Source organism: Acinetobacter sp. WC-743, assembly GCF_000335555.1.
Lineage (GTDB): Bacteria > Pseudomonadota > Gammaproteobacteria > Pseudomonadales > Moraxellaceae > Acinetobacter > Acinetobacter bereziniae.
Genome location: NZ_AMFQ01000120.1, coordinates 1 through 263 on the forward strand (window position 1 = coordinate 1; position 263 = coordinate 263).

Below are 263 nucleotides of genomic sequence, written 5' to 3' on the forward strand. Positions count from 1 at the left end.
GTGTTATTGGTGTAAAAGTAAATTTGCCATCCGGTCCTGCTGTTGTTGTCCCGATAACTTTACCTGAACTATCAGTAATATTTACTGTGCTTCCTGCCTCTGCTGTCCCTGTAATTGGACTACCGTCTGTAGGATTAACGATGGGTTGAGCTGGTGCAGTACCATCCACAATGACTTGCGCAGGTGGACTAACATTTCCCGATGCATCTACAGCCGTTACTTTAAGTGCTGTACCATCTGGAATAGGTGTTATTGGTGTAAAA

General features: G+C 44.1%; 1 protein-coding gene. It reads right to left on the reverse strand.

What is annotated here, in order from left to right; translation table 11 throughout:
* The coding region (locus tag ACINWC743_RS18450; RefSeq protein ID WP_009586521.1) for an Ig-like domain-containing protein at positions 1 to 263 on the reverse strand (263 nt) is incomplete at both ends.